We start from the raw sequence: 22983 nt of genomic DNA on the forward strand, positions 1-22983 counted from the left end.
GAAAGTCCGAAAGTCAGTAAAGTCCGAAAGTTAAGAATTTTAATCTTCCTACCCTGCGGACTTTACTGACTTCCGGACTAAAGACTTCCGAACGACTATTTTTTATACTCTTCAATTACATTAACAATAGCATCGAAGATTTCATCCACCGAACCTACGCCGTTAATGCTTTTAAATTTATTTTGATTTTGATAAAAACCAGCTACAGGAGCAGTTTTATCATTATACTCTTTAATGCGCTTGCGGATCACCTCGGGATTGGCATCATCTGGTCTTCCAGATTCCTTACCACGCTCTAACAAGCGACGCTCCAACTCATCATCGCCAACTTCAAGGGCAATCATACCCGAAATTGCCGATTGCTTTGATTCCAGTAACTCATCCAAAGCTTCTGCCTGAGCAACTGTACGCGGGAAACCATCAAAAATAAAACCTTTGGCGTCTTTATTAGCATCAAGCTTATTGCTGATCATGCCAATAACCACGGCATCCGGAACAAGCTTCCCTTCATCCATCAGTTTTTTAGCTTCTAAGCCCAACGCTGTACCTTGAGTAATCTCGCCACGTAACAAATCTCCGGTTGAAAGATGGATCAAATCGTATTTTTCAATAAGTTTTTTCGACTGAGTACCTTTCCCGGCTCCGGGAGGGCCAAACAAAACCAGATTTAGCATGCTCTTGATAAATTAAAAGCCTTTCGGTAATACAACAGAAAGGCTTACAGTTAATTTGCACCAGCGGTGGAAAAATTCCGGACTGCAGTGCTTTGTTGTGCACTCGAAGGGAGTCGAACCCCTAACCTTCTGATCCGTAGTCAGATGCTCTATCCAATTGAGCTACGAGTGCTTTCCGAAATGGAATGCAAAGATAGATTTTTAAACTTTCGCTGCAAACTTTTATTCAAATTATTTTACAATTTCGGCAATAGCCTCAAAATTGGGCAGTTGACCGGCATCTTCAAGCACCTCCGCATAAATGATATTCTGCTCTTCGTCAATTACAAAGGCGGCACGCTTTGAAACACCCTTAAGCCCCATTACAAACTGATCATAAATAGCACCGTAAGCCGTTGATACTTCTTTATTAAAATCAGAAAGCAGGTCGAACTGGTAATTGTTCTCTTCTTTAAACTTAGCTAAAGTAAAAGGCGAATCAACAGAAATGCCCAATATAGTAGCGTTTAAACCATCATAGTATCCAAAGCTATCGCGCATGGTGCAAAGCTGCGTGGTACAAACACCTGTAAACGCTAAAGGGAAAAAGTGGATCACGACCTTACGGCCTTTAAAATCGGCTAATGAAACGCTTTTTAAGGCCGATGATATTAAAATGAACTGAGGGGCGGGCTGGCCAATCTGTAATGACATACGTATTTGTTTTATATTGCAAATAAATCGTATTTAAGTCTCACTTTCTAATTTTGCCGACAATTATAATGTCAATTTATATGAAAACTACAAGCAGAAGCACAAACTCTAAAGCCGAAAGAACACTTATAAATACTATTTAATTACTTTATGTAATATCCAATATATAGACAGTATATCATTCCCTGAAAACTACGGGTGCCTTTTACTATTAAACAAACATTCAAATCTTTATAACGGTTACTAATACTGATATTTAATCCATGAAAGCAATAGTGATCACTCAACCCGGCGGGCCCGAAGTCTTGCAGCTGACCGATAGACCAAAACCTGTTATCGCCAACGATGAAGTGCTGATAAAAGTAATGGCGGCGGGTATTAACCGGCCTGATGTTTTTCAACGCAAAGGAAACTATCCGCCGCCAGCCGATGCCCCGGCTGATATTCCCGGACTGGAAGTAGCCGGTACTATTGCCGAAGTTGGCGAAGCGGTTACCCGTTGGAAACCGGGCGACAAAGTTTGCGCACTCGTTACGGGTGGTGGCTATGCCGAGTATTGTAACGCATCGGCAGATCAATGCCTGCCCATTCCCGCTAATCTAAGCTTCCCTGAAGCTGCATCACTGCCTGAAACCTTTTTTACCGTTTGGAGCAATGTATTTGACCGAGGCAATTTGCAACCCGGCCAATCATTGCTGGTACATGGCGGATCGAGCGGCATTGGTGTTACGGCTATTCAAATGGCCAAAGCTTTAGGCAGCTCCGTTTATGTAACAGCCGGATCTGATGAAAAATGCAGTTTCTGTGAGCAGCTTGGCGCGGATAAAGCCATCAACTATAAAACGACTGATTTTAAAGACGCGATCAAATCGCTTACCAATGGTACAGGCGTTAATGTGATCCTGGATATGATTGGCGGCAACTATATGCCTGGCAATATTGATTCGCTGGCTGGCGAGGGGCGGCTGGTCATGATCAACGCAATGAATGGCCGCGAAGTACAGCTTGATTTGGGCAAAGTGATGGCCAAAAGATTGATCATTACCGGATCGATGTTACGCAGCAGGGAAACAGCTTTCAAAGCAGCCATCGCCCAAAACCTCGAACAAAAAATTTGGCCCTTGTTAACATCGGGCAAAATCAGGCCCATAGTGTATAAAACTTTTGATGCTGGCGAGGCTGCTGTAGCCCATAAACTGATGGAGAGCAGCACTCATACAGGCAAAATTGTATTGACTTTCGTGCAATAAAGGCAAACTATTATCAATGTTGAAATTATCCTTCAAAAATGTTAAAACACTATGTAAATAATTGAATAGAAATCTTAACTTTGCGCCTCTGAAATAGCATCTTATACATTCCTGTTACAAATGATGTATGTCGCTGTTCAGTAAAAGCATTTTTTAAAAAACACCAGGTTATATATGCCAAACATTGGAAAAATTTCAAGGATCATTGGTCCGGTAGTCGACGTAAGTTTCGCTGATGACGCTCATCTTCCTAAAATTTATGACGCATTAGAGATCACGAAAGACAATGGCCAAAAAGTTATTTTAGAAGTTCAGCAGCACTTAGGCGAAGACCGTGTACGTGCTATCGCGATGGACTCGACCGACGGCTTGTTACGCGGAATGAAGGTTTTAGATACCGAAGCTGCTATCAAAATGCCGGTAGGCGATAATATCAAAGGCCGTGTATTTAACGTGGTAGGTGATGCTATCGACGGTATTGCTGATCTTGACAAAACAAATGGTCGTCCTATTCACGCAACCCCTCCAAGGTTTGAAGACCTATCTACCGAAACTGAAGTACTTTTTACAGGTATCAAAGTTATCGACCTTTTAGAGCCTTATGCAAAAGGTGGTAAAATTGGTTTGTTTGGTGGTGCCGGTGTAGGTAAAACAGTATTGATCCAGGAACTGATCAACAACATCGCGAAAGCTTATGCAGGTTTATCTGTATTTGCCGGTGTTGGTGAGCGTACACGTGAAGGTAATGACCTTTTACGTGAGATGCTTGAATCAGGCATTATAAAATATGGCGACGCTTTCATGCATTCAATGGAAGAAGGCGGCTGGGACCTATCTAAAGTAGATACCGAAGCCATGAAAGATTCAAAAGCAACATTCGTGTTCGGTCAAATGAACGAGCCGCCGGGTGCACGTGCACGTGTGGCCCTTTCAGGCTTAACTATTGCCGAGTACTTCCGTGACGGTGATGAAGATGGTAAAGGCCGTGATATCCTTTTCTTTATAGATAACATTTTCCGTTTTACACAGGCAGGTTCAGAAGTATCAGCGCTTTTAGGTCGTATGCCATCAGCAGTAGGTTACCAGCCAACGCTGGCAACTGAGATGGGTACCATGCAGGAGCGTATCACTTCAACCAAACGTGGTTCAATCACTTCAGTACAGGCCGTTTACGTACCTGCGGATGACTTGACTGACCCGGCACCGGCTACAACCTTCGCCCACTTAGATGCTACTACCGTACTTTCACGTAAAATTGCCGAGCTTGGTATTTATCCTGCAGTGGATCCATTGGATTCAACCTCACGTATCCTTAGCCCAGCTGTTTTAGGTGATGAGCACTACAATACAGCTCAACGCGTTAAAGAGACTTTACAACGCTACAAAGAACTTCAGGATATCATCGCCATCCTTGGTATGGACGAGCTTTCTGAAGAAGATAAGTTAGTTGTATCACGCGCTCGTCGTGTTCAGCGTTTCTTGTCACAACCATTCCACGTTGCTGAGCAGTTCACCGGCTTAAAAGGTGTACTGGTTGACATTAAAGATACCATCAAAGGTTTCAACATGATCATGGACGGTGAAGTTGACGAGTATCCTGAAGCAGCTTTCAACTTAGTTGGCAGCATTGAAGATGCTATTGAAAAAGGCAAAAAGCTGTTGGCTGAAGCTAACTCTTAATAAGAAGCAAGAAAATAAGATTTAAGAATCAAGAACAGGAAAAGCCTGTTCTTGATTCTTAAATCTTGAATCTCAAAAAGCATGACATTAGAAATTCTTACTCCCGATAAAAAAGTTTACGAAGGCGAGGCCACCTCAGTAACCTTACCTGGTGCTTTGGGATTATTTGAAATACTGAACAACCACGCCCCTATTATTTCCACCCTTCAGGATGGCAAACTTACCGTACGCGGTGGTGCAGCTAAAGAAGAAGTGTTTTTTATTAAAGGCGGTGTTGTTGAAGCATTAAACAATAAAGTAACTGTTTTGGCCGAAGGTATTCAGCACAAATAGGCGCTACTTTATAAATTTATAAAGCGCCCGGGTATCATTATCCGGGCGCTTTTTTTGTGGGATGATTTTGATTACAGACATAGGTTTAAGCATCCGCTCTTAATCGTGTACACACCTTTATAAATGAACCTCTATTTTCAATCATAATCGACCTTCCTCCCATTTCAGGCAGAAAATCGACAACTTGCTATGCATGCATAAAAAACATACCGAATACCGTTTTAAACTTTGGTCTATTTTGTAAAATATTTTATATCTTTATAAACAAATTTTACAAAATTAAATTCTATAAAATCAAAATAATTAAAATTAAATACTTATTTTAAAAAATCAGAAATGACTATTGCTATTGCATGATGCTATGGCTACCTTACATATATTGATTTTCGATACCAAGTAAACCAGTATCATCAACAAAAATTAAATACTAAAACTGTCTACATATCTAATAAAATGAGTTCATCATCAGATACCACCAACGCTATAGAATTGAACAAGTATAGCAAAACATTTACCCAGGACCCAACACAGCCTGCCGCACAGGCCATGCTTTACGGGATCGGCTTAACAGACGATGATATGCGCAAAGCACAGGTCGGCGTGGCCAGTATGGGTTACGATGGTAACACTTGCAACATGCACCTCAATGACCTGGCTAAGCTGGTTAAACAAGGTATCTGGGATGAAGACATGGTAGGCCTGATATTCCATACTATTGGCGTAAGCGATGGCATGAGCAACGGTACTGAAGGTATGCGTTACTCATTGGTGAGCCGCGATATCATTGCCGACTCAATTGAGGCTGTAACCGGCGCTCAGTACTATGATGGCTTAATTACCCTGCCGGGTTGTGATAAAAACATGCCGGGTTCCATCATGGCTATGGGCCGTTTAAATCGTCCTTCAATCATGGTTTACGGTGGAACTATTAAACCGGGTCATTGGAAAGGCGAAGATTTGAACATCGTATCGGCATTTGAGGCTTTGGGTAAAAAAATTGCCGGCCAGATAGACGATGTTGATTTCATGGGCGTTATTAAAAATGCTTGCCCAAGCGCCGGCGCCTGTGGCGGTATATATACAGCGAATACCATGGCTGCCGCTATCGAAGCATTGGGTATGAGTTTACCGTATTCATCATCAAACCCTGCCCTAAGCGCTGAGAAAAAAGCAGAATGCCTTGCCGCCGGTAAAGCTATCAAGGTATTGTTAGAAAAGGATATTAAACCATCAGATATCATGACCCGTGAGGCATTTGAAAATGCTATCGTTGTGATCATGGTACTGGGCGGTTCAACCAACGCGGTATTGCACCTGATTGCAATGGCAAAAAGCGTTGACGTTAAATTAACCCAGGATGATTTCCAGGCTGTAAGTAACCGGATCCCGGTACTGGCCGATATGAAACCAAGCGGTAAATACATGATGGAAGACCTGCACAACATTGGCGGTGTTCCGGCTGTAATGAAATACTGTTTAGAGCAGGGCTGGTTACATGGTGATTGCCTTACTGTTACCGGTAAAACCATTGCCGAAAACCTTGCTGAGATCCCGGCCCTGGAGTTTGAGACTCAAAAGATCATCAAACCGAAAGAAAACCCGATTAAAGCTACCGGCCACCTGCAAATTTTGTACGGAAACCTTGCCGAAGGTGGCAGCGTTGCCAAAATTACAGGTAAAGAAGGTGAACGTTTCACTGGCCCCGCCCGTGTATTTGACGGCGAGTTTGAACTGATTGCCGGTATCCAGAGCGGCCGTGTTAAAAAAGGTGACGTTGTGGTGATCCGCAACGTAGGCCCTAAAGGCGCGCCAGGCATGCCGGAAATGCTAAAACCAACCTCAGCCATATTCGGTGCCGGTTTGGGTAGTTCAGTTGCATTAATTACAGATGGACGCTTTAGCGGCGGTACGCATGGCTTCGTCGTCGGTCACATCACACCCGAGGCTTACGATGGCGGGTTTATAGCGATGGTAAAAGACGATGATATTATTAATATTGATGCTGTTGCCAATACTATAAACGTTTCGCTACCGCAAGAAGAAATAGCCGCACGCCGTGCCGCATGGCAAAAACCGGCGCTGAAGGTTACCAAGGGTGTGTTATACCGTTACGCTAAAAACGTGACTACCGCTGCCGAAGGCTGCGTTACCGACGAATAATTAATAAACAAAATGGCTTATTATAAAAGCCATGAATAAAGTGAACACAAACTAAGCCCGTTCATTTTAGCAAATTAGAGACAGATAGAATAAATCAGTTTAGCACCAAAAAGTGCTATGAATATAAAAAATACAGGTATGGAAACTGCACAAGAAACCTTAACCGCGCCAGCCGCCACCGAAACCGTAAACGTTTCTGGATCGGTAGCATTATTGGAAGCATTGATAGCCGAAGGTACCGATACCATTTTTGGTTACCCAGGAGGCGCTATCATGCCCATTTATGATGCTTTGTTTGATTATAATGATAAACTGAACCATATACTGGTACGCCACGAACAGGGCGGCATTCACGCCGGTCAGGGTTATGCACGTACATCGGGCAAAGTGGGTGTGGTATTTGCCACCAGCGGCCCGGGCGCTACCAACCTGGTAACAGGCTTGGCCGATGCCCAGATCGACAGCACCCCGTTGGTTTGTATTACCGGTCAGGTTTTCGCGCATCTTTTAGGTACCGATGCCTTCCAGGAAACTGATGTGATCAACATTACCACTCCGGTTACCAAATGGAACTACCAGGTAACTGATGCCACCGAAATCCCGGAAGTTATTGCCAAGGCATTTTATATTGCCCGTAGCGGCAGGCCAGGTCCGGTATTGATTGACATTACTAAAAACGCGCAGATCCAGCTGTTTGACTTTGCAGGCTACAAACCTTGCGATCATATCCGCAGCTACAGGCCGAAACCAATTGTTCGTCCGCAATATATTGAGCAAGCTGCTGAGTTGATCAACAGTGCTAAAAAGCCATTCATCCTGTTTGGTCAGGGTGTTATTTTGGGCGGTGCTGAGCAGGAGTTTAAAGCCTTTGTTGAAAAAAGTGGTATCCCTGCTGCCTGGACAGTACTTGGTGCAGGCGCTATCCCTTCAGACCATCCGTTAAATGTAGGTATGCTGGGCATGCATGGCAACTACGGCCCTAACGTTTTAACTAACGAGTGCGATGTATTGATCGCGATAGGTATGCGTTTTGACGACCGTGTAACCGGTCGCCTGGATAAATATGCTAAACAAGCAAAAGTTGTTCACTTAGATATTGACCCTGCCGAGATCGACAAAAACGTAAAATCAACCGTACCGGTTTGGGGCGATTGCAAGGAAACACTTCCATTGCTGACCAAGGCCATCGAAAAGAAAGAACATACAGAATGGTTAGCTAAATTCAATGATTACACCCGCCAGGAAGTTGAGGCCGTTATCCATAACGAACTTAATCCAACTACGCCTGAAATGACTATGGGCGAGGTAATCAAACAGCTTAACGAGATTACCAAAGGCGAGGCAGTTATCGTTACCGACGTAGGTCAGCACCAAATGGTAGCATGTCGCTACGCTAAGTTTAACAATACCCGCAGCAACGTAACCAGCGGTGGTTTAGGAACCATGGGGTTTGCATTGCCTGCTGCCATAGGTGCTAAATTTGGCGCTCAGGATCGTACTGTAGTAGCTATTATTGGCGATGGAGGTTTCCAGATGACCTGCCAGGAATTGGGTACTATTATGCAAAGCGGTATCGATGTAAAAATTATCATCCTTAATAACCGCTTCCTGGGCATGGTAAGACAATGGCAGGAATTATTTAATCAGCGCCGTTACTCATTTGTTGATATTCAAAGTCCGGATTTTGTGGCATTAGCCGCAGCATACCGCATCCCGGGCAAATTAGTTGATGACCGTGCAGATTTGACTGCAGCATTAAATGAAATGCTAACCGCACCGGGATCATTCCTTTTAGAAATAATGGTTACCAAAGAGAATAACGTATTCCCGATGGTGCCACAAGGATGCAGCGTAAGCGAGATCAGGTTAAAGTAAGCCCTCTAAAAAAACAGAATCATGAGCGAAGCAGAAAAAAAACAGGAATTTAACATCACCATATATACCGAAAACCAAATTGGTTTATTAAGCAGGATAGCTATTATATTTACACGCCGTAAAATCAATATCGACAGCCTGAATACTTCTCCGTCGGAGATTGAAAGTATTCACCGTTTCAATATTGTAATTAACGAATATGAAGAGGTAGTACGTAAGCTTACCCGCCAGATAGAAAAACAGGTTGAGGTGTTAAAAGCATATTATCACACCAACGAAGATGTGATTTGGCAGGAATTAGCGTTATATAAGGTATCAACCGATGTAATTGCCGAAAAGGTTAGCGTTGAGCGTTTACTACGCGAAAACGGTGCTCGCGCGGTAGTGATCCGTAAGGACTACACCGTGTTTGAAACCACCGGTCACCGCGAGGAAACCGATAACCTGATCAACATACTACAACCTTACGGCCTGATTGAGTTTGTACGCAGCGCCCGCGTCGCTATAATTAAAGATAGCGAAGGCTTTAACAGCAAACTGCGCGAATTTGAAAGGCTTGAACCAGGTGAAGAGGTAATCGAAAATGAGTACCTTAACCAGGGCGAGAAGGTGTTTACGATGTAAGACCGCCAAAGGCAGAGAGATTAGTGATTGGAGAATAGAGATTAGTTGAGTTGGTTCATGGTTGATAGATCATGGTTCATAGCCGTAAGTCTTAATCAACGTCATCAAAACCCGTCAACGGTCAAAATCGGTGTAATCACCCAATAATCAGTGTAATCAAGAAAAATAAATTACTCAATACAAATAAAATCGGTGAGATCACCACTGTTCGGTGAAATCACAAAAATCAAAAAACAATGGCAAAACTAAATTTCGGCGGCACTGAAGAAAACGTAGTAACCCGCGAAGAGTTCCCTTTATCAAAAGCTCAGGAAGTATTAAAAGATGAAGTAGTAGCGGTAATTGGCTACGGTGTACAAGGTCCGGGCCAGGCCCTGAACCAAAAAGACAATGGTATCAACGTAATTGTTGGTCAGCGTAAAGGCACTAAAACTTGGGATAAAGCTATCAGCGATGGTTTTGTACCCGGCGAAACACTTTTTGAAATTGAAGAAGCCTTGCAAAGGGGAACTGTGATTTGCTACTTATTGAGCGATGCAGCCCAGATTGCGTTATGGCCAACTGTTAAAAAACACTTAACCCCAGGCAAAGCTTTATATTTCTCTCATGGCTTTGGTATCACTTTCAACGAGCAAACTGGCATCGTACCTCCTGCTGATGTTGACGTGTTCCTGGTTGCTCCTAAAGGTTCAGGTACTTCATTACGCCGTATGTTCCTGCAAGGCCGTGGCTTAAACTCAAGCTACGCTATCTTCCAGGATGCTACTGGTAAAGCATTTGATCGTGTTATCGCTTTAGGTATCGCTGTAGGTAGCGGTTACTTATTCGAAACTAACTTCAAAAAAGAAGTATATAGCGATTTAACCGGCGAGCGTGGTACGTTGATGGGTTGCGTTCAGGGTATCTTTGCTGCTCAGTACGATGTATTGCGTAGCCATGGTCACTCTCCATCTGAAGCATTTAACGAAACTGTTGAAGAGCTTACCCAATCATTAATGCCACTTGTTGCTGAAAACGGTATGGACTGGATGTACGCCAACTGTTCAACTACTGCTCAACGTGGTGCGCTTGACTGGTGGAAAAAATTCCGTGACGCTACTAAACCAGTATTTGAAGAGCTTTACGAAAGCGTTGCTACAGGCAAAGAGTCACAACGTTCTATCGATTCAAACAGCCAGCCAGATTACCGCGAAAAACTGGATGCCGAACTGAAAGAATTACGCGAAAGCGAATTATGGCAAGCAGGCAAAACCGTACGCAGCTTACGCCCTGAGAACCAGGTTGTAGAAGCGTAATAAATTAGGTGAAAGCCGAAAGGTAAAAGGCGAAAGGCCTTAAAACAAACTCACCAACACGTCATTGCGAGGCACGAAGCAATCCCAAACTTAACAGATCGGATCTGCTAATCGGGGATTGCTTCGTTCCTCGCAATGACGTTACTAAAGAAAAATAATAAAAATGGGACAAACATTATTTGATAAGATCTGGGATGCACACGTCGTCAGCAGCAGCGAGGGGTTCCCGGATATTTTGTATATCGATACACATTTCATTCACGAGGTAACCAGTCCGCAGGCATTTGATGGCTTGCGTCAGAGAGGCTTGCCCGTTTTCAGGCCAAAACAAACTGTGGCCACTGCCGATCACAACGTTCCAACCATTGATCAGCACTTACCCATTAAAGAAGAACTTTCACGCTACCAGGTAGATATGCTCACCAAAAACTGTAAAGAGTTTGGTGTTGAGCTATATGGCTTAGGCCACCCGTACCAGGGCATCGTTCACGTTATAGGCCCCGAGCTGGGCATCACCCGTCCGGGTGGTACTTATGTTTGCGGCGACAGTCACACTTCAACTCACGGCGCTTTTGGTGCTATTGCCTTTGGTATAGGCACTTCGCAGGTTGAGCAAGTGTTGGCTACCCAATGTTTACTTCAGTCTCGCCCAAAACGCATGAAAATTGAAGTGAACGGAAAACTACAAAAAGGCGTTGGCGCCAAAGATATTATCCTTTACATCATTGCGCAGATCTCGGCTGCCGGCGGTACCGGTTATGCTGTTGAATATGCAGGCGACACCATCCGCTCGTTGAGCATGGAAGGCCGCATGACCATCTGCAACATGAGTATTGAGATGGGTGCACGTTGCGGACTGATTGCTCCCGACGAAACCACCATCAACTACGTAAAAGGCCGTGAATTTGCTCCTAAAGGTAAAGAATGGGACAAAGCAGTTGCCTACTGGAAAACTTTATACTCTGATGCTGATGCATCTTTTGATGAGGTATTATACTTTAAAGCTGAAGATATTGAGCCGATGATCACTTACGGAACAAATCCGGGTATGGGCATCGGTGTTACACAACATGTTCCTGAAACTGCTTCATTTGAAGCCAAAGAGCAGGGATCATATAAAAAAGCCCTTGATTACATGGGCCTGCACGATGATGAAACGCTATTGGGCAAACCAATTGATTACGTCTTCATCGGCAGCTGCACCAACTCGCGCATTGAAGACCTACGCCAGGTTGCCGAGTTTGTAAAAGGCAAACACAAAGCCGATAATGTTACTGTATGGGTAGTTCCCGGCTCAAAACAAGTACAGCAGCAGGCTATTGCCGAAGGACTGGACAAAATATTTGATGCCGCAGGCTTCCCACTTCGCGAACCAGGCTGCAGCGCATGCCTTGGTATGAACGAGGATAAAATCCCGGCAGGTAAATATTGCGTATCAACCTCAAACCGCAACTTTGAAGGAAGACAAGGGCCAAACAGCCGTACATTCCTTGCAAGCCCGCTTACCGCGGCAGCAAGTGCTATAACAGGTGTGGTTACGGATATAAGGGAAATGCTATCTGAATCAGAATTTTCAGAATTAAAGAATTAACAGAATAAAAATAAAACATAGCTGTAAATTCTGATTAACCCTCATGGAAAAAGATAGGCTAACATACGATATCATTGGTTGCGCAATGCGGGTCCGTAACACACTTGGCAATGGATTCCAGGAAGTGATATATCAAAAATGTCTGGCCATCGAACTTGAAAAAGCAGGGATAAGCTTTGTAAGAGAACTCGAACATCCTATATTTTATGACGGGATTGAAGTTGGGAAACGGAGAGCTGATTTTGTAATTGAAGGTAAATTGTCCGTGGAGATAAAAGCACTCATTAATTTGGAGGATGTGCATCTGGCACAAGCAAAAAATTATACGGTTGCCTATGATTTTCCTATTGGGCTATTGATAAACTTTGGAAGTCAAAGTCTTCAATACAAACTAATCTTCAATCCAAAATATAATATCAAATTAAATTGAATGTAAAGACAGTGAATTTAGGATTAACAACATTCTGCAATAACATGAGCATTCTGTAAATTCTTAAATTCTGTAAATTCTGATCACAATGGCAACTAAAATATTTAAACACGTCCAAACCTCAGTGGTGCCTTTACCTATCGAGAATATCGATACCGACCAGATCATCCCTGCGAGGTTTTTGAAAGCCACTACCCGCGATGGTTTTGGCAATAACTTATTCCGCGATTGGCGTTTTGATGAGAACGATAACCCTAAAGCTGATTTCGTACTTAATCATCCGACTTTTAGCGGTAAGGTATTGGTAGCAGGCAAAAACTTTGGTTGCGGCAGTAGCCGTGAGCATGCTGCCTGGGCTATATCTGACTATGGTTTCGACGCCGTAGTGAGCAGCTTTTTTGCCGATATTTTTAAAGGCAACGCCCTTAATAATGGCTTGTTACCTGTACAAGTAAGCGATGATTTTCTGAAAAAAATCTTCGATGCCGTTTATGCCGATCACAAAGCTGAAGTAGAGATCGACCTGGAAAGCCAGACTATCACCATCTCATCAACCGGCGAAAAAGAAAGCTTCGAGATCAATCCTTACAAAAAAGCCTGCCTGATAAACGGCTACGATGATATCGACTACATTTTAAGCCAACAAGGCAAAATTGAGGAGTTTGAGTTAGCAAGATAGACCATAGTTTATAGTCCATGGACCATAGATTAAAACTAAGTGGGCTATGGACTATGGACCATCGGCTATGGACAAACAAATGAACTAATGAACCAACAAAAACATATTCAGCGAGAAGGTAAAGGTACCGCCAAATTATTCGACGAACGGAGTTTAGCGAACGATTATGCAACCCTTGCCCCCCTGCTCAGGCCGGGCCTGAAGGTGCTGGATGTTGGTTGTGGTACCGGCGCTATCTCTAAAGATATTGCAGCTTTGATTGGCGAAAGCGGTCATGTTACAGGCATCGATAATACCGAATATTTTATCCAGAGCGGCAAGGAAACTTACGCTTCGGTTCAAAACATGGAGCTCATCTATACCGATCTGTTCAGCTTTGACCCGGAAGAAAAGTACGACCTTATTGTTTCGGCAAGGGTATTACAATGGTTGAGCAACCCAGTTGAGGCTTTAAAGAAAATGTATTCGCTGTTAAAACCCGGTGGCACAGTTTCCATTTTGGATTATAACCACGAGGCTTTACAATGGCAGCCGCAGCCGCCGGCAAGTATGCAGCGTTTTTATGCTACCTTTTTAAGGTGGCGGGGCGACGCAGGCATGAACAATCATATTGCCGAAGACTTGCCCGAATATTTGCAGGAAGCAGGTTTTGAAAATATCGAAGTATTTAACGCTGATGAGGTTTACCAAAAAGGCGAATATAACTTTGAAGGCAAAGCAGGCATCTGGGCAAAAGTAGCCCAGTCAAAGCAAATGGTTGAGGAAGGCTATATTGACGATGAATCGCGCTTGCTGGCTATTGATGAGTACACCAACTGGGTGGAAAATGAAGCCGAGCAAATGGTGATGAAACTAAAAGAAGTACGCGGCGTAAAACCCGAATAAAATAAACATCTATAAAACAAAAAACCGCTGCCTCAGGCAGAGATTAGGGTTATGGGAATTAAAAAATACATATTAGTAATACCCGGCGACGGGATAGGCCCAGAGGTTACTACCTGGGGTAAAGCAGTTTTAGAAAAAATCGGTCGGGATTTTGGCCACGAATTTACTTTCGACGAAGCCCTGATGGGCCATGCAGGTATCGAGGCAACCGGAAATCCACTACCTGATGAAACGCTGGCTAAAGCTAAAGCAAGCGATGCTATCCTGTTTGGCGCTATCGGTCACATCAAATATGATAATGATCCTTCGGCCAAAGTGCGTCCGGAGCAGGGATTATTAAAGATCCGTAAAGAGCTTGGTTTATATGCCAATCTCCGCCCTATTATGTTGTTTGATGAGCTTTTGGATGCATCAAGCCTTAAGCCTGAGATATTGAAAGGTACTGATATCCTTTTCTTCCGCGAACTAACCGGCGACGTTTATTTCGGTGAGAAAAAACGCAGCGAAGACCGTAACACGGCTTCAGACCTAATGATTTACTCACGTTACGAAGTTGAGCGCATTGCGATTAAAGCATATGAGGCAGCCCGAGTACGTGGTAAAAGGTTATGCTCTGTTGATAAAGCAAATGTATTGGAGGCTTCACGCCTATGGCGCGAGGTGGTACAGGAAATTGCCAAAAAATACCCTGACGTTGAAACCGAGCACATGTTCATTGACAACGCAGCTATGCAGTTAGTTAAAAACCCTAAAAAGTTTGATGTGGTATTAACCGCCAACCTTTTTGGCGATATCCTTACCGACGAAGCATCACAAATTGCAGGTTCAATGGGGATGCTGGCTTCGGCTTCAGTAGGTGATGGCACAGGATTTTTTGAGCCAATCCATGGTTCGGCACATGATATTGCCGGTCAGGATAAAGCAAATCCGCTGGCCTCTATTCTGTCTGTGGCGCTGATGCTTGAAATAAGCTTCGGCCTTAAAGAGGAAGCTAAAAAGATAACTGATGCTATTGATAAAGCGCTGAAAGACGGTTACCGCACCGGCGATATTGCTGATGCCAATACTGATAAAGTGAAAATTTTAGGCACTACGGCAATGGGCCAAAAAGTGCTGGAATATTTGTAGGTAGAGATTAGAGACCGGAGCTTGGAGATTAGGCAATGTATTGATAGAATCACCATTCCCCTTGTAATCCCGGCAAAAAAACAAAATCTGTGAAATCACCTTAATCAGTGAAATCACAAAAAAGGAATAACATGAAATGGAACGCTGATTTATACGACCAAAAGCATGCCTTCGTATTTAAATACGGAGAAGACGTGCTTGAGTTTTTGGATGTGAAACCTGGTGAGCGCATCCTTGACCTGGGTTGCGGCACAGGCCATTTAACTAAACTAATACAGGACAAAGGTGCCATCGTAAAAGGCACCGATTATTCGCCCGAAATGATAGCCCAGGCTAAACAGCTTTATCCTGATGTTGACTTTTCGGTGGAGAACGCGGCTGATTTTCACGCCGAAGAAAAGTACGATGCTGTATTCTCGAACGCTGCGCTGCATTGGGTGCTTGATGCCAATGGTGCTATCCATAGCGTAGCCAAAAGCCTTAAACAGGGCGGCAGGTTTGTTGCCGAAATGGGCGGCCAGGGCAATGTTGAACGTTTGATTGAGGCTACCAAACTGGTACTGCATAATCATGGTTACAATGAAAAAGCTGATACCAAAGTATGGTATTTCCCTTCGGTTGGCGAATATGCTACCAAACTGGAAGAGCATGGTTTCAGGGTTACCTACATGATTCATTATGATCGTAAAACCCCGCTGCAGGATGGCGATCAGGGCGTAGCCAAATGGATTACCATGTTTGGCGCACAGTTTTTAGAAGGCATTCCCGAGGATGAGAAAGAACAAATCCTGGCTGAGATCACTAAAAAGCTTGAACCCTTTTATAACGATAACGGCCAATGGTATGCCGATTATAAAAGGTTAAGATTTATTGCCATTAAAAAATAGATATGAGACGTGAGATTTGAGATATGAGATTTTTTTCTCTAACTTGAATACTCGCTTCTTCAAAGAGATATGAGACGTGAGATATGAGATTTCTTTATATCTCAAATTATACCTCTAACAAAAAATAAAAGAAACAAAAAATAACAATATAGATGATTAGGCATGAGTCTCAAATCTCATATCTAACATCTCAAATCTAAAAAAGATATGTTACACGATCCCAACCGCGTTTATGTTTTTGATACCACGCTCCGCGATGGCGAGCAGGTACCGGGTTGCCAGTTAACAACCCCCGAAAAGATTGAGATAGCTAAGGAACTGGAACTACTGGGCGTGGATATTATTGAAGCAGGTTTCCCGGTTTCAAGCCCGGGCGACTTCCAAAGCGTTGTTGAAATTTCAAAAGCTGTTAAAGAACCTACCGTTTGTGCGCTTACGCGTGCCAACAAAGGTGATATTGACGCTGCTGTAGCATCTCTGCAATATGCCAAACGTCCGCGCATCCATACCGGTATCGGTTCGTCTGACATGCATATCAAACATAAATTCAACAGCACCCGCGAAGAGATTTTGGAGCGCGCTGTTGAAGCCGTTAAATATGCCAAAAAATCTGTCGAGGACATTGAGTTTTACGCCGAAGATGCCGGCAGGGCCGATGTGGTTTACCTGGCTCAAATGGTTGAAGCTGTTATCGCCGCCGGTGCTACAGTAGTAAATATTCCAGATACAAATGGTTACTGCCTGCCAGATCAATACGGCAGCAAAATCAAGTTTTTGAAAGAGAACGTTAAAAACATTGATAAAGCTATCATCTCTGTACATTGCCATAACGACCTTGGTTTGGCTACAGCCAACTCAATAGCTGGTTTGCAAAATGGCGCGCGCCAAATTGAGGGTACCATCAACGGTATCGGCGAACGTGCCGGTAATACTTCTATCGAAGAAGTGGTGATGATCCTCAAAACGCATCACACCCTGGGCCTGCATACCAACATCGACTCAAAACGGTTCTATGAATTGAGCCAGATGATCCGCACACAAATGCGAATGCCGGTACAGCCCAATAAAGCTATTGTAGGTGCAAATGCCTTTGCGCACAGCTCGGGTATTCACCAGGACGGCTTCCTGAAAATGCGCGAAAACTATGAAATCATTCGCCCTGAAGATGTAGGCTTTCCGAGCGCCACAATAGTGCTAACCGCGCGCAGCGGCAGGCATGCTCTGAAATTCCATCTGGAGCGTTTAGGATATACGCTGGATAAGGAAGAACTTGGTTTTGTTTACAATAACTTTTTAACGCTTGCCGATAGCAAGCTTGACATAAATGACCAGGATTTGCAAAGCCTTATGGCGCACCGACTGGTAAAAAATTAACAATGGAAACTGATACAAAAAGCCAGCTTAATTTCGAAGCGGCATACCAGCGGATAAAAGACGTTGTGAAACGTACCCCGCTGCAATATAACGCCGGTCTTTCGGCAAAATACGAGTGTGAGGTTTATTTAAAACGCGAAGACCTACAGGTTGTTCGCTCATATAAGTTGCGCGGTGCATACAACATGATCAGTCAGTTAAATGACGATGAGTTGAGCCGTGGAGTAGTTTGCGCCAGCGCGGGTAACCATGCCCAGGGCGTAGCCTTTTCGTGCAATAAAAAGAATATTAAAGGCGTAATTTTTATGCCCGAAATTACCCCCAAACAAAAGGTTAAACAAACCGCCATGTTTGGGAACGGCAATATAGAGATTGTACTCACCGGCGATACTTTTGATGATTGCCTGGCAGAAGCCCTTGCCTACACCGAAAAAAATCAGATGACCTTCATCCCTCCTTTCGATGACTACCGCGTTATTGAGGGCCAGGGAACCGTAGGTGTTGAAATACTGCAGGACCTTCCGGATATTGAAGTAGCGATTATGCCTATCGGCGGTGGTGGCTTTGCATCGGGAACAGGTACTTATCTTAAAAACAATGTTCCAAACATCCATCTGATAGGCGTTGAGCCTGAAGGTGCCCCATCAATGCTGGGCGCCATAAACCATGGTAAACCCATTACATTAGATGAAATAGACCGCTTTGTTGATGGCGCCGCTGTTAAACGCGTTGGCGCATTAACTTATGATATCTGCAAAGATATCCTGGACGATATGCTGCTGGTGCCCGAAGGTAAAATTTGTACCACCATACTGAAACTTTACAACGAAGATGCTATTGTGGTTGAACCCGCAGGAGCGTTATCAGTAGCCGCACTTGATGCCTGTAAAGAGCAGATCAAAGGCAAAAAGGTAGTTTGTATCATCAGCGGTGGTAATAACGATATTGCCCGTATGCAGGAGATCAAAGAAAAATCATTACTGTACGAAGGCCTGAAACATTACTTCATTGTTCGTTTCCCGCAGCGTCCGGGGCATTGAAACTATTTGTGAACAGTGTATTAGGTCCCGGTGATGATATTACCCGTTTCGAGTTCATCAAAAAGAATGAAAAAGAAAACGGCCCTGCACTGGTTGGTATCGAACTAAAAAATGCAGAGGATTATCCGGCCTTGTTACAGCGGATGCATGCGCACCGTTTCAATGTTATTGAACTTAATAAAGATCAAACTCTGTTTGAGTATTTGGTGTGATACACTAAATACTCAAAAAAAAGCGTCATTGCCTTTAACAAAGCAATGACGCTTTTTTTTGTATATCCAATGAAGCTAATTTAGTTAGCTTCTTATTATCTTTATCTAAGATAATCACCTTCACCATTCCTATCGCTAACATGAAAAAACTATTCTTCATCCTGATTGCTGCCTGCTTTTGCGCATGCAAAAATCCTTCAAAACCAGCGGCAGATACCGCAACTGAATCATCAAACACTCCTTACGAAATAAAAACCGGCGGGAATAAGCTCATTAAAGTTGCCGGTAAATATAACGTATGGACGAAAAAAGTTGGCGACGGTAAAATAAAAGTGTTACTGCTGCATGGCGGTCCAGGTTTTTCACATGACTATATGGAATGCTTTGAGGATTTTTTGCCGAAGGAGGGCATTGAGTTTTATTATTATGATCAGCTTGGCTGTGGTAATTCGGATGCGCCTGCCGATACCTCATTATGGAACATTCCACGTTATGTTGAAGAGGTTGAAGAAGTGCGTAAAGGATTAGGGCTTGATAATTTTTACATACTCGGACATTCATGGGGCGGTATGCTGGCTATGGAATACCTGCACAAATACCAGTCGCACGTTAAAGGGGCGGTATTATCAAACATGACAGCCGGTATTAAAGGCTATGTTGCCTATGCCGCTGAGTTGAAGAAGAAGTTTTTTACGCCGCGTGATATCACTGTATTTGATTCATTAGACAGGCTTAAACAATACGACTCGCCTCAATACAACGACTTGCTGATGAATAAGCTATATACCCAGGTGATCTGCAGGCTTCCATTAGAGAATTGGCCCGAACCTTTATGGCGTGCCTTTAAAAAAGCGAATCATACCATATACATACAAATGCAGGGTGTTGACGAGTTTCACGTAACCGGCAATTTTAAAGGATGGGAATTTTGGGACAAACTGCAGAATATAAAAACGCCTACCCTTGTTTTAGGCGGCGTACACGATGAAATGAACCCCGAAGACATGAAAAAGGAAGGCCGTTTATTACCCAACAGCCGCACCTATTTATGCCCCAACGGCAGCCACATGAGCATGTATGATGATCAGCAAAATTATTTCAAAAACCTCATCGCTTTTTTAAAGGACGTTGACGCGGGTACATTTAACGCAGATAAAAAGTAGCACACCAATTCTAACACAGCGTTTTATATTCCACCACCATTAAAACCGTAAATCATGAAAAAGTTATTTACCTGTATCATCACCACGATGATCTTCACTGCGGTAAATGTTTATGCGCAGTTAACGCCGCAACCCAGTTCAACGCAAAGTATTGTGCAGGATTTTGGCCTCGGAAAAATCAGTCTTGTTTACTCCCGTCCGGATGTAAGAAGCCGTAAAATATTTGGAGGTATGGAACCTTACGGAAAAGTTTGGCGCACGGGGGCCAATTCGGCCACGGTAATTAAATTTACCGATGAGGTAAGCATGGAAGGCAACAAGATCCCGGCGGGCGAGTATGGGCTGTTCAGCATCCCCGGCGAAAACGAGTGGACCATCATCCTCAGCAAACAACCAAAGCAATGGGGCGCCTATAACTATAAGGAAGCTGATGATTTTTTGCGTTTCAAAGTAAAAACAGAACACCTTAAGGCTTTAACAGAAACCATGACCCTCGCATTCAGCAATGTTACAGCAACCACCTGCGATTTGCAGATGATGTGGGAGCACAGTGGCTTCACAATTCACATGACCACCGATATCGATGTCAAGGTAATGGCCAGGATCGACTCGGCCATGAATACAGATAAAAAGCCATACTATGAAGCTTTGATCTATTACTATAACAATAATAAAGATATGGACAAGGCCTTAGCCTGGGCAACCGAACTGGAAAAAGACAAAAACTTTCCGCCGTTTGTGCCTAAACTATGGAAAGCCCGGATCTTATTGAAAAAAGGTGATAAAGCTGCAGCCATAGCAACAGCCCAGGAAGGTGTAAAAATGGCTACCGATATGAAGACGGATGAATATGTACGTTTAAATAATGAACTGATTGCACAGGCGAAGAAGTAATTTTTGATTCATTTATCGTTGTTAAACAAAAGACCTTGCCAGTGATATTGGCAAGGTCTTTTGTTTAACAAATCCAAAAAAAGGACGGGTTTGCGCGATTCCCCTCTTGAGAGGGGCGAAGGGGTGTGTTTCTGCTTTGATAAGTCTACAGCAGCCCCCCTGCTACCGCTCATTCCTCCGCACCCCCTCTCAAGAGGGGAGCCTTAGAAATCGCTTAGTTATTAAAACCTTGTATAAAAAGCCAGCTGTGCTACATGGTTTACCACATAGGCATCGGCTTGTTTAATGTACTGGTTAAGATACCCGGCCTCCGCATCAAATGATTTGCTAAAGCGGTAGCCAACCGCTACGTAAGCACGGTTTTGATCAAAAAAGTGTTTATTAACTTTATTCTTATTTTGAACGTTTACAAAGGCCTCGTTTTGCAGGGCGACGAAAGTACCTTCTGTAAATACATCCGAATCCGGTTTCATCGGGATCACTGCACGGGCAAAATACCTGAAACGCTGAGCAAAATACCGATCGTTTTTATTATCGGCAGTATTCCCTAAAAAGCGCTGCTCTAACCTAAAACGATGTGCCAATTGCACATGTTTGGTAAGCTTATGGGTATATGTGTACTGCTGCCAAATGCGGTGCTCCGGGCGAAATGTTGTTTCGTTACTTGGAGTTCGGCCATAAGTAGCTATGTAGGCATAACCCAAGGCCCCTACCTTGTTTTTGGCAAAATAATAATTAACCGAAGGACGGAGCAGGATATGCTTTAGGTAACTCACTTCATCATGCGAGCGCAATTGCCCGTCGAACGAATAACCCCAATGTTCGGATAATTTTTGGCTGTGAAAAATAGCCGCCCAGCCCGAAAACTGGTTGTCTTGCGCAAGCAGCCTTGCAGGTGCCGCGAGCAGTAGTACTGCGAAAATTAATAGTTGCTTTTTTAATTGCATGGATGATATATGTGTGTTATAAAGGTTAACATTTATTGTAGAAACGCATTACATGTATCTCTTTTTGCGACAGAAATTTGCAGGATCTGTCGTTTTATTAAAGGCAAAGACGCATGTAATGCGTCTCTACACATAACTTCACTAATCCTTAAACCTCACCAAAGTCTGTCGGCCCAGGTCAACCGTTACCCTGAAGGCTTCCTGGTTGCTGCTGTATCCCGGTGTTTGGTGCAGGCTTAATATAAACTGTCCCTTTACACGCTTGTATAAAAACGGCGTGTAAATAATATCCAAACGGTTATAAGTTTTCTTTTCAAAAAACGCGTCGCCGTAAATAATATGGCTGCCCTGGCCTTTGTAAAATTCGTCAAATAGGGCAAAACGTTTCCAACTTAAATAAGCATTAGCTACAAAGCCGGCGGGTTTATGAAAACCATCAACACCCCTAACCCGCTCAAACGACATCATGCCGCCTGCTTCAATAGATAACGAATCTAAAATGGTTTTATGACTTAAGTCGAGCCCTAATCTTATTTGTCCGCCGCCGTTATCCTGGATGTGGTCGTTTGGTAAAAGCACCTCAGCCCCTGCATCATGCATCAGCAAAAAATAGTGCGAAACATAAAAGGGCCCGGTTAAGGATGGTCGGTATTTACCCGAAAAACCGAACAGGAACTGCTCACGATCGGTAACGGTTTGGCGGCTTACCCAGTCAATCCAGGCGGTTTCGGTAAAGTGGGCATTATGAAAACGAGTAAGCAAACCCTCAACATTGGGGCGGTAGTAGCGTAAAGTGTCGTTCAATAAAGCCCGTGGATAATCATCCAGCAAACCCTCGCGCGGGAAAGCACCGGCATTGAACAGCCAGTTTTTGCCGGTGAAGCTGTAATAGGCAACGGGGTTAACTTTTAAAAAATATGGTTTTGCGCCAAACTCGTGAATACCGTTAACACCTACAATGAAGTGGTTTAAGCTATCCACATTAAGGCCCAGGTCAAGCGTGGTACGTACGCCTGAATAAGTACGCGAGCGGGCCACAAAATCTTTATACTCACGGTTATCCATAAAACCTAAACCGTTAAAATGAATATCGAGGCTGCCCTGTGCAAGGGCGGCAGTGGCGGTTATGATCGAAAAAAAGACAAAAAGGTATATCCGTTTAAACATAG

General features: G+C 43.7%; 20 protein-coding genes, 1 tRNA gene and 1 pseudogene. 17 read left to right on the forward strand and 5 right to left on the reverse strand.

The annotated features are described in order from the left end of the window. Positions 1 to 95 precede the first annotated feature (95 nt). The 3 genes from DIU38_RS20950 to DIU38_RS20960 all read right to left on the reverse strand — a co-directional run bounded on the left by DIU38_RS20950 (position 96) and on the right by DIU38_RS20960 (position 1367). Entirely contained in the window at positions 96 to 674 is a 579-nt protein-coding gene (locus tag DIU38_RS20950) for an adenylate kinase (protein ID WP_090530057.1), read from the reverse strand. Positions 675 to 772: 98 nt separating this feature from the next. Further along, positions 773 to 846, reverse strand: a tRNA-Arg gene (locus DIU38_RS20955). Positions 847 to 905: 59 nt separating this feature from the next. Then, the gene (locus DIU38_RS20960; RefSeq protein WP_112654017.1) at positions 906 to 1367 is read right to left on the reverse strand and encodes a redoxin domain-containing protein; all 462 of its coding nucleotides are present in this window, start codon (positions 1365 to 1367) and stop codon (positions 906 to 908) included. Between the two features lie 263 nt (positions 1368 to 1630). Between DIU38_RS20960 and DIU38_RS20965 the strand changes: the two genes are divergently transcribed. The 17 genes and pseudogenes from DIU38_RS20965 to DIU38_RS21045 all read left to right on the forward strand — a co-directional run bounded on the left by DIU38_RS20965 (position 1631) and on the right by DIU38_RS21045 (position 20867). Continuing rightward, positions 1631 to 2617, forward strand: a complete 987-nt coding sequence (locus DIU38_RS20965; protein ID WP_112654016.1) for an NAD(P)H-quinone oxidoreductase — start codon at positions 1631 to 1633, stop codon at positions 2615 to 2617. Between the two features lie 174 nt (positions 2618 to 2791). Further along, positions 2792 to 4297: a F0F1 ATP synthase subunit beta gene (atpD, locus tag DIU38_RS20970; RefSeq protein ID WP_112654015.1), complete on the forward strand. Its 1506-nt coding sequence runs from the start codon at positions 2792 to 2794 to the stop codon at positions 4295 to 4297. An 81-nt stretch (positions 4298 to 4378) separates the two neighbouring features. Beyond that, positions 4379 to 4630 carry an ATP synthase F1 subunit epsilon gene (gene atpC, locus DIU38_RS20975; protein ID WP_091174059.1) on the forward strand — a complete coding sequence of 84 codons (252 nt, stop codon included), beginning with the start codon at positions 4379 to 4381 and terminating at the stop codon, positions 4628 to 4630. 453 nt (positions 4631 to 5083) lie between these two features. Further along, positions 5084 to 6790 (forward strand): dihydroxy-acid dehydratase, encoded by a 1707-nt coding sequence (ilvD, locus tag DIU38_RS20980; RefSeq protein ID WP_175490025.1) that lies wholly within the window; start codon positions 5084 to 5086, stop codon positions 6788 to 6790. A gap of 138 nt (positions 6791 to 6928) precedes the next feature. After that, positions 6929 to 8665 (forward strand): biosynthetic-type acetolactate synthase large subunit, encoded by a 1737-nt coding sequence (gene ilvB, locus DIU38_RS20985; protein ID WP_091174116.1) that lies wholly within the window; start codon positions 6929 to 6931, stop codon positions 8663 to 8665. A 21-nt stretch (positions 8666 to 8686) separates the two neighbouring features. After that, positions 8687 to 9289 carry an acetolactate synthase small subunit gene (gene ilvN, locus DIU38_RS20990; RefSeq protein ID WP_090530083.1) on the forward strand — a complete coding sequence of 201 codons (603 nt, stop codon included), beginning with the start codon at positions 8687 to 8689 and terminating at the stop codon, positions 9287 to 9289. 236 nt (positions 9290 to 9525) lie between these two features. Continuing rightward, positions 9526 to 10584 (forward strand): ketol-acid reductoisomerase, encoded by a 1059-nt coding sequence (gene ilvC / locus DIU38_RS20995; RefSeq protein WP_090531289.1) that lies wholly within the window; start codon positions 9526 to 9528, stop codon positions 10582 to 10584. A 163-nt stretch (positions 10585 to 10747) separates the two neighbouring features. Further along, complete coding sequence (gene leuC / locus DIU38_RS21000) at positions 10748 to 12175, forward strand: 3-isopropylmalate dehydratase large subunit (protein WP_112656082.1); 1428 nt, start codon at positions 10748 to 10750, stop codon at positions 12173 to 12175. Between the two features lie 43 nt (positions 12176 to 12218). After that, complete coding sequence (locus DIU38_RS21005) at positions 12219 to 12605, forward strand: GxxExxY protein (RefSeq protein WP_112656080.1); 387 nt, start codon at positions 12219 to 12221, stop codon at positions 12603 to 12605. An 88-nt stretch (positions 12606 to 12693) separates the two neighbouring features. Beyond that, positions 12694 to 13284, forward strand: coding sequence for a 3-isopropylmalate dehydratase small subunit (gene leuD, locus DIU38_RS21010; RefSeq protein ID WP_112656078.1), 591 nt, complete (start codon positions 12694 to 12696; stop codon positions 13282 to 13284). An 87-nt stretch (positions 13285 to 13371) separates the two neighbouring features. After that, the gene (locus DIU38_RS21015; protein WP_112656086.1) at positions 13372 to 14169 is read left to right on the forward strand and encodes a methyltransferase domain-containing protein; all 798 of its coding nucleotides are present in this window, start codon (positions 13372 to 13374) and stop codon (positions 14167 to 14169) included. A 57-nt stretch (positions 14170 to 14226) separates the two neighbouring features. Continuing rightward, positions 14227 to 15297 (forward strand): 3-isopropylmalate dehydrogenase, encoded by a 1071-nt coding sequence (leuB, locus tag DIU38_RS21020; RefSeq protein ID WP_112656084.1) that lies wholly within the window; start codon positions 14227 to 14229, stop codon positions 15295 to 15297. A 131-nt stretch (positions 15298 to 15428) separates the two neighbouring features. Continuing rightward, a complete protein-coding gene (locus DIU38_RS21025) occupies positions 15429 to 16184 on the forward strand; it encodes a methyltransferase domain-containing protein (protein ID WP_112656076.1) in 756 nt (251 codons plus the stop codon). 207 nt (positions 16185 to 16391) lie between these two features. Beyond that, positions 16392 to 17558 carry a 2-isopropylmalate synthase gene (locus DIU38_RS21030; RefSeq protein WP_112656074.1) on the forward strand — a complete coding sequence of 389 codons (1167 nt, stop codon included), beginning with the start codon at positions 16392 to 16394 and terminating at the stop codon, positions 17556 to 17558. A 2-nt stretch (positions 17559 to 17560) separates the two neighbouring features. Further along, positions 17561 to 18810 (forward strand): annotated as a pseudogene (ilvA, locus tag DIU38_RS21035) (threonine ammonia-lyase IlvA). Between the two features lie 140 nt (positions 18811 to 18950). Beyond that, complete coding sequence (locus tag DIU38_RS21040) at positions 18951 to 19973, forward strand: proline iminopeptidase-family hydrolase (RefSeq protein ID WP_112656070.1); 1023 nt, start codon at positions 18951 to 18953, stop codon at positions 19971 to 19973. Between the two features lie 54 nt (positions 19974 to 20027). Then, positions 20028 to 20867 (forward strand): DUF2911 domain-containing protein, encoded by an 840-nt coding sequence (locus tag DIU38_RS21045; protein ID WP_112656068.1) that lies wholly within the window; start codon positions 20028 to 20030, stop codon positions 20865 to 20867. A 221-nt stretch (positions 20868 to 21088) separates the two neighbouring features. On the opposite strand, the gene DIU38_RS21050 is transcribed toward DIU38_RS21045, so the two are convergent. Both DIU38_RS21050 and DIU38_RS21055 read right to left on the reverse strand, forming a co-directional pair. Then, on the reverse strand, positions 21089 to 21814 hold the full coding sequence (locus tag DIU38_RS21050) for a DUF2490 domain-containing protein (protein WP_112651380.1): 726 nt from the start codon (positions 21812 to 21814) through the stop codon (positions 21089 to 21091). Between the two features lie 141 nt (positions 21815 to 21955). After that, entirely contained in the window at positions 21956 to 22981 is a 1026-nt protein-coding gene (locus DIU38_RS21055; RefSeq protein ID WP_112651382.1) for a hypothetical protein, read from the reverse strand. Positions 22982 to 22983 lie beyond the last annotated feature (2 nt).

This window comes from Mucilaginibacter metallidurans, from assembly GCF_003286435.2.
Taxonomy (GTDB): domain Bacteria; phylum Bacteroidota; class Bacteroidia; order Sphingobacteriales; family Sphingobacteriaceae; genus Mucilaginibacter; species Mucilaginibacter gossypii.

Excerpts from the sequence above, each read along its gene's own strand:
- atpC (WP_091174059.1), top strand. The coding sequence starts at position 4,379 with ATGACATTAGAAATTCTTACTCCCGATAAAAAAGTTTACGAAGGCGAG.
- DIU38_RS21055 (WP_112651382.1), bottom strand. The coding sequence starts at position 22,981 with ATGTTTAAACGGATATACCTTTTTGTCTTTTTTTCGATCATAACCGCC.
- ilvD (WP_175490025.1), top strand. The coding sequence starts at position 5,084 with ATGAGTTCATCATCAGATACCACCAACGCTATAGAATTGAACAAGTAT.
- ilvB (WP_091174116.1), top strand. The coding sequence starts at position 6,929 with ATGGAAACTGCACAAGAAACCTTAACCGCGCCAGCCGCCACCGAAACC.
- DIU38_RS21005 (WP_112656080.1), top strand. The coding sequence starts at position 12,219 with ATGGAAAAAGATAGGCTAACATACGATATCATTGGTTGCGCAATGCGG.
- leuD (WP_112656078.1), top strand. The coding sequence starts at position 12,694 with ATGGCAACTAAAATATTTAAACACGTCCAAACCTCAGTGGTGCCTTTA.
- leuC (WP_112656082.1), top strand. The coding sequence starts at position 10,748 with ATGGGACAAACATTATTTGATAAGATCTGGGATGCACACGTCGTCAGC.
- DIU38_RS20960 (WP_112654017.1), bottom strand. The coding sequence starts at position 1,367 with ATGTCATTACAGATTGGCCAGCCCGCCCCTCAGTTCATTTTAATATCA.
- DIU38_RS20950 (WP_090530057.1), bottom strand. The coding sequence starts at position 674 with ATGCTAAATCTGGTTTTGTTTGGCCCTCCCGGAGCCGGGAAAGGTACT.
- DIU38_RS21045 (WP_112656068.1), top strand. The coding sequence starts at position 20,028 with ATGAAAAAGTTATTTACCTGTATCATCACCACGATGATCTTCACTGCG.
- DIU38_RS20965 (WP_112654016.1), top strand. The coding sequence starts at position 1,631 with ATGAAAGCAATAGTGATCACTCAACCCGGCGGGCCCGAAGTCTTGCAG.
- ilvC (WP_090531289.1), top strand. The coding sequence starts at position 9,526 with ATGGCAAAACTAAATTTCGGCGGCACTGAAGAAAACGTAGTAACCCGC.
- DIU38_RS21050 (WP_112651380.1), bottom strand. The coding sequence starts at position 21,814 with ATGCAATTAAAAAAGCAACTATTAATTTTCGCAGTACTACTGCTCGCG.
- DIU38_RS21015 (WP_112656086.1), top strand. The coding sequence starts at position 13,372 with ATGAACCAACAAAAACATATTCAGCGAGAAGGTAAAGGTACCGCCAAA.
- ilvN (WP_090530083.1), top strand. The coding sequence starts at position 8,687 with ATGAGCGAAGCAGAAAAAAAACAGGAATTTAACATCACCATATATACC.
- atpD (WP_112654015.1), top strand. The coding sequence starts at position 2,792 with ATGCCAAACATTGGAAAAATTTCAAGGATCATTGGTCCGGTAGTCGAC.
- DIU38_RS21040 (WP_112656070.1), top strand. The coding sequence starts at position 18,951 with ATGAAAAAACTATTCTTCATCCTGATTGCTGCCTGCTTTTGCGCATGC.
- DIU38_RS21030 (WP_112656074.1), top strand. The coding sequence starts at position 16,392 with ATGTTACACGATCCCAACCGCGTTTATGTTTTTGATACCACGCTCCGC.
- DIU38_RS21025 (WP_112656076.1), top strand. The coding sequence starts at position 15,429 with ATGAAATGGAACGCTGATTTATACGACCAAAAGCATGCCTTCGTATTT.